At 38.4% G+C, this 6,130-nt stretch carries 8 protein-coding genes; 6 read left to right on the plus strand and 2 right to left on the minus strand.

What is annotated here, in order from left to right; genetic code table 11:
- The first annotated feature begins 7 nt into the window (after positions 1-7).
- The 5 genes from CWC18_RS19535 to CWC18_RS19550 all read left to right on the plus strand — a co-directional run bounded on the left by CWC18_RS19535 (position 8) and on the right by CWC18_RS19550 (position 3,314).
- On the plus strand, positions 8-451 hold the full coding sequence (locus CWC18_RS19535) for a hypothetical protein (RefSeq protein ID WP_138589996.1): 444 nt from the start codon (positions 8-10) through the stop codon (positions 449-451).
- An 18-nt stretch (positions 452-469) separates the two neighbouring features.
- On the plus strand, positions 470-946 hold the full coding sequence (locus CWC18_RS19540) for a GreA/GreB family elongation factor (protein ID WP_138590076.1): 477 nt from the start codon (positions 470-472) through the stop codon (positions 944-946).
- An 87-nt stretch (positions 947-1,033) separates the two neighbouring features.
- Positions 1,034-1,171, plus strand: a complete 138-nt coding sequence (locus CWC18_RS21140) for a hypothetical protein (protein ID WP_171041170.1) — start codon at positions 1,034-1,036, stop codon at positions 1,169-1,171.
- 151 nt (positions 1,172-1,322) lie between these two features.
- A complete protein-coding gene (locus CWC18_RS19545; RefSeq protein WP_138675928.1) occupies positions 1,323-1,730 on the plus strand; it encodes a hypothetical protein in 408 nt (135 codons plus the stop codon).
- 696 nt (positions 1,731-2,426) lie between these two features.
- Positions 2,427-3,314 (plus strand): PD40 domain-containing protein, encoded by an 888-nt coding sequence (locus CWC18_RS19550; RefSeq protein ID WP_138675929.1) that lies wholly within the window; start codon positions 2,427-2,429, stop codon positions 3,312-3,314.
- 89 nt (positions 3,315-3,403) lie between these two features.
- Here the strand turns inward: CWC18_RS19550 and CWC18_RS19555 are convergent, their stop codons facing one another.
- Together CWC18_RS19555 and CWC18_RS19560 are read right to left on the minus strand one after the other, a co-directional pair.
- A complete protein-coding gene (locus CWC18_RS19555; protein ID WP_349666248.1) occupies positions 3,404-4,174 on the minus strand; it encodes an integron integrase in 771 nt (256 codons plus the stop codon).
- 129 nt (positions 4,175-4,303) lie between these two features.
- Positions 4,304-4,555, minus strand: a complete 252-nt coding sequence (locus CWC18_RS19560) for a site-specific integrase (protein ID WP_119860744.1) — start codon at positions 4,553-4,555, stop codon at positions 4,304-4,306.
- 386 nt (positions 4,556-4,941) lie between these two features.
- Between CWC18_RS19560 and CWC18_RS19565 the strand changes: the two genes are divergently transcribed.
- A partial coding sequence (locus tag CWC18_RS19565; RefSeq protein WP_138675931.1) for an AAA family ATPase occupies positions 4,942-6,130 on the plus strand: 1,189 nt, incomplete at its 3' end.

Consider the following 6,130-nt stretch of genomic DNA (forward strand, 5'->3'; position numbering starts at 1 on the left):
ATAAATAATGCCCAAATCATGGTTTTGCGTACTTGCCGTGTTGAGTTTTTTGAGCGCTTGCTCTGACCCCACAGCTATTATACATGAAAGTTCAGAAAAAAGTGAAAGTTTAAGTGAAATTGAAAATTGTGTCGTGCTATCGCCCTGCACCAACGCCGAAAAATTAATGCTTTGGTACTCTTCTAAGTTAATAAAGGGAGAGGAAGAAATCGGTGTAACAGTCACTCTTCCAAGTAATATGGTGATTAAGTCTGCTTTTTTAGCCGGAGAAGAGATGAATATGGGGTATATTCCGGTGTTTTTTGAGCAAGAAAAAAATGGTCAGTTTTATGCAACAACTATGGTTGGTCTTTGTACAACGCAAGTGATGCAATGGAGATTAACACTCAACGTAGTCGATAATACCAATCAGGAAAGCTTGTACGATTTTCCTTTGTATGTAATTCAGTAGTAAACGGTGACAATAAAGATGAATAAAGGCCATGTAATAGAGCATATAAAATTTGCACTAGACACAAAGCTGGCAGAAGCAAAACAAGCTGCAGACAGTGCACATCAAGATGCAACACATGAACAAAGCGCAGCAGAAACACAGTATGACTCTTTAAGTATTGAGTCAGGGTATTTAGCGCATGGGCAAAGTGAACGGGTGAATGAGATCCATAAATCGATTGCGCTGTTTACCCATAGCTTTAGCCAAGACGCTAAAAAACAGGCAAAAGAAGGGAGTCTTGTGCAACTCATTGATATAGATGATAAGACGCACTGGTTTTACTTAGGCCCCAGCGAAGGCGGGTTAAAAGTGACTGTTCAGCAACATGCTATTTTGGTGATCACACATGGCTCCCCTGTAGGACAAGCGTTGTTTAATAAAGAAGTTGATGATGAAGTGGTGCTTACTGTGGGCGATCGTACTCAGCACTTTGACGTTGTGGCAATTTTATAACCAAATAACGATAAAGCTTGCAAGGAGTTAGTCGACACCTATTGTTGCTGAGTGTTTTTTGAACTAAACGATCGCAAATAAACAGCGGTGAAAATACAGCAAATTACTTTATACAAAGCCCAATTGGCAGATATGCATCGCCCTTCAGCGGTGAGTTCGGGTCACATTAAACTGACTGATGCAGAACGCTCGCTGCTGGATAAAGGAGCAGCCGAATACGTGTAAAATAACGTGACTACCTCTCGTGCTGCTGAGAGTGTGGCATTATTGCTATGGCAAAATTGGTGTTGCACAACGATAAAAGGGCTTTTTTGATATGTTAAATGAAGCGGACGACAACGGGCCAAATAATATTTTTAATTATGTAGGCCAGTAAGTGAATTACGGCGCACATTTAAACTATCACAAAAGCTCAGAGGGGCAATTCGTGTCATTGGATGATGCTATGCCTGACGATGGAAAGCGTAAAAGCTTCCATAAAAAATTATTAAATGCGTATGAGGGATTTGGATTAAACTGGATGAATGACATGATTGAGCAAGTTAATGATAAGCCCGCGCAAATTCAGGCCGAATTGTGGTCTAAGTTGATGACGGATGTAGTAGAAAAATCGCATTTATTTAAAAAGTCAGACTCACTCGAACAGTGGGCAAGCGTAAATATAGCAGATGTTGAGCAGCGCTTTCATGCACGTCAAATAGATGATATTCATACTTATTCTTATGAACAGGATGAACCCAAGTTATTGGGCACCCTGACATGGGCCGAGCGTTATGAACACTGACTTTACCGTTGATAGTCGTTAAAATGTGATGTGAGTTAACACTCAGTCAGCAAAAAGACAGCAGGGCGAGGCATATTTTTTATTAAACATCGCGCTATTGATGCGGTGTTTTTGTTGATAAAGGGGCGCTTATAGTAGCCCCTATGCTTGCGCCAAATGCGCCTCCCATTGTAATACTCAATGCTAAAATATCAAAAATAACCCCAATCGTGACACCGACATTGGAGCCGACTCCAGCGCCTAAGGCAATACATAGCCACACCTTTTTATGATTTGGTGCTCATCTATTTTACTGTATTTTAGATCTCTTTTTAATTCGTCCGTTTGGCCCTGTTTATGGTTCAGGCGATGCGTTTTACATCAGTGGTGAATGGCAGAGTAGTCGATTGCTTCTAACTCAAGTATTAAAAACCCCACTTCAAAACGATGTACCTGTAAATTGATGAACGTAATTTTTTTAATCACATGATTTATATGATTATAAAAATATATTGGTTATCTTAAAACAGTGCGTTTTACATGCAGGATATACAGTACTAACCAGCTAAAAATCAGTATAAAGTCACTCGCGTGTCAGGTGTTTTTTTGTCGAAAAGGTTACCGTTCTCTCTCGTTCAATCATACATCAATAATAGCTGCCGAATTAAAAACAATAAGCAAGTAATCGCTATTATTGGTTTCACAACAAGGTAAATTATGAAACGTATTGGTATGTCAACTGTGTTATTTTTTTCAGCCATCGCGTTGAGCGGGAATAGTGATAGCCAAGCTCAACCTATAGGAAGTGAGGCACGCTATTTTGGTGAAAAGCCACCAGGCTTAACTCCCAAAGTGTTTGAGCCCAAGGTCGTCTCACCAGAGGGGTTATTTGAAAGCGGTACATTTACCCCTGACTTAAAAACATTCTACTTCACAAGAGCAAATGGTAAATATAAACAAAGGACATTTTTTGTTATTCGCTATGATGGTAAACGCTGGGGGCCTGTATCAGAAACACCAATAAGATGGCCGCAATTCTCTCATGATGGCAATACAATGTATGTCGCTAAGAAATATAGAGAGAGGGTAGGTGACAGATGGTCAGAGTTAAAAACCCCGGGAGATTTTTTAAAAGAAAACGCGCATGGCTTATCAGTGTCATTAAATGGCACCTATTACTTTCCTTTTTTTAAAAAAGAAGATAATGGACACGGCAGTTTGGGTTATTCGCGTTTAATTGATGGCAAATACGAAAACCCCGTGAAGTTAGGGCCTGAGATAAACCAAGGGGACTATATCGCCCACCCTTATATTGCACCCGATGAATCTTATCTGATCTGGGATGTGGTGCGCGAAGATGGCAACGGTCAGTCAGATCTTTATATTAGCTTTAAAGATACAGATGGCACTTGGCGAGCGGCTCAAAATATGGGGCCTCTCATAAACACTAATCTTCAAGAAAGTTCTCCAATCGTGTCACATGATGGTAAATATTTGTTTTTTATTCGAGGTAATTGGCATTATAGAAAAGATGGTAGTCGCTATTATGTTGGTAAACAGCATTGGGTAGATGCAAAAGTGATAGCAGCACTTAGGCCCAAGTGAGTCAGCCTGTAATAATTCATCAGTTATAAACAGCCCTTTATAATACGTCAGTAAGGCATTAGCTTACTGGCCTATTATAACTGAATGTTTCATCTATCTATTGGGCTTAAAGTATGGCCAAATCGACTCCCTATCACATGCGTGTAGAGTTCGGTTGTTTTTAAATCGGTATGGCCTAACAGCTCTTGCACAGTTCTAATATCAGTACCATTTTGTAATAGTTGTGTGGCAAAAGAGTGGCGGAATGTATGCGCTTTAACGTGTTTGGTAATTGGCGTGGCTAACACAGCCTGCCTTAACTGTTTTCTAAAGGATGTTTCATGAATGTGGTGTCGGCAAATACAGTTGTCATACGGGTGCACACAACGCGTAGATGAAGGAAATAGATATTGCCACGCAGTATCTTTCGCTGCATTGCCGTATTTTCGTAATAAGGCAGGCGGAAGTGAAGTTAAGCCATATCCTTCAGACACGTCTTTAGTATGAAGTAGTTTCACCTGCGCTATTTGTTGGGTTATTGCATGGTTAAGGCGCTGTGGCAGCAAAGTATATCGGTCTTTTTTGCCTTTTCCTCGAAATACAAAGAGGGAATTGTCATGTAAATTAATGTCTTTTATGCGAAGTTGGAGTGCTTCATTGATTCGTAGCCCACACCCGTAAAGTAGCGAGCCGATTAACCAATATTTTCCATGTAGCTGCGCAATTACCTGCATGGCTTCTTCATGGGATAACACGGTAGGCATTGATTGCTCTCGTTTAGTAAACGAGTAGCGAAGATTTTTAATATCTTTTTTAATTAACCTCAGGTTTGGATAAGAGTTTTGGAGCAGAAAATGTTTTGAAAACAAACTTACGTACAATCCAATGATGATATTTTACTCAATATCAAGGCGCTTTTATGCAGTAATAGCCGGCTATTACAAATGAAAGCAACGCCGAGAGTGAGAAAAATAGCTTTATTGGGCAAATTCGCTTATCCAGAGCTGAGGTTAATTATATCGATACAGAAAAATAATGGCACACAGAGCTTGGTTTTGAGTTGCGCCACTGACGAGTCTATTAACCGCTAAATGGTTTAGAAAGCGCTCAATATCAGGGTTGCTCATATCCTTAGGGTGTTTTTTATCATTAAAAATGATGAATGACTTGATCCAGTATAAGTACACTTTCTCAGTTTTAATACTATAGCGCCTTGTGCGCAGTTCGGTTCGAACAGATTCAAGAAAAGGAGAGGAAGACATAACAAGCCCGATAGCTGTATTTATATACAGTTATAATTTAATTTGTGAAAATTGCGAACTTTGCTTCTCGTTATGTAATTTTAAAAATGCGCGTTTAAATTAGCATGTGGACATAATTAACTGAATTATATGTGGTTTTTACTTTAGTAAAATTACATAACGACCCAACTGATGCTCGGTTAAGTAAATTCTCGGGTTCAGAAGGTGTGAAAAGATGATTGTTGTGTGTGAGGGAAAGTGTTAAGTTACTAATATATATAAAATTAATAAACAGTTTTGGTTTTCTCTGAATGAGATGAGTGTCGAGTGTTTATCGGCATTCACGCTAAAACGCTGTTATAGCGCAACTAGAGTTGTTCGTAGCATCATAAAAGGAAGTTATATCAGTGAATGTCGAAGAAGTATTTGGTGTAAGTGGAAAGCAAGTTGAAAGCCATGTAGAAAGGGAGCAAGTCGATGACAAGTTTAAAGATGCCCTTCGTACCGACAAGCAAATTATTATTTATGGTGCTTCCAAACAGGGGAAGACAGCTTTAGTCAAAAAATATATCAAGTATGAAGAAAATATACTTATTAGTTTATCCCCGAGAACAACCCTCAAAGATATTTACCAATCTATACTGAGAAAATCAGGTGTAATTCTAAAGACTTCTTTCACTGAAGGAACAGGTGATACCACAAAAATAAAATCTAAAGCTTCTATCCAAGGTGCTGTAGCCATGGTTTTAAAAGGTAAAGTAGAAGTAGGATTAGAGAAAGATAAAAATAAAAAACTTGAAGAGCAATTTGATGAAATAGAGTTTAATTTAGAACTACCCGATGATGTTGCTGATTTAATTCATAGAGTTGGTCATAAAAAAGTTATAATTTTAGAAAACTTCCATTACCTTCCCGAAGAGCTGCAAAGAACATTTGCCTACGATTTAAGAACATTTCAAGATTTAAAGGTACGGTTCATAATCCTAGGTGTTTGGAAAGAAGCCAATAGGCTAGCGCAATTTAATAACGAACTGCAAGATAGGATTTTCGAAATCCCTGTTGAACCATGGCTAGAAGACGATTTTAGAGCAATAGCAACTAAAGGTTCAGAGATTCTCAATATTACATTTTCGACAGTGATTTTAATTAGCTGTATAGAAAATGCATTTGGAAGTGTTGGCGTATTCCAAGAGCTATTAAAAAACACTTGTATAAAAAGTGGCGTTACAAAAAAGCAATTAGAAAATAGATTTATTGATAATACCGAATTTTACGATCAAGCAATTCAAGCGAAAACTGAAGAGTATTCGGGTCGACATTTAAGAAATTTAGAGTCTATGGCATGCGGGAATGGTGTTGCGATTTCTGCTGACAAACCTATGCCATATTTTTTGCATTATTATATTGTGATGCATATTTTGGAGTTAGGTTTTCATGGTGTTAATGGAGGTATAAGCAAAGAAGCACTTTTACATGCTTTGAAACAAGTGCATCATAGAAAAGAAACACTTAATGGTGCTTTATTAACTAGAGCTCTAAAAGGGTTAACTGAATTACAATCTAGCAAAGGTATTCGCCCAGGGCAAGAGCATGAAA

Origin of the sequence: Pseudoalteromonas aurantia (genome assembly GCF_005886875.1) — a bacterium.
Lineage (GTDB): Bacteria > Pseudomonadota > Gammaproteobacteria > Enterobacterales > Alteromonadaceae > Pseudoalteromonas > Pseudoalteromonas aurantia_A.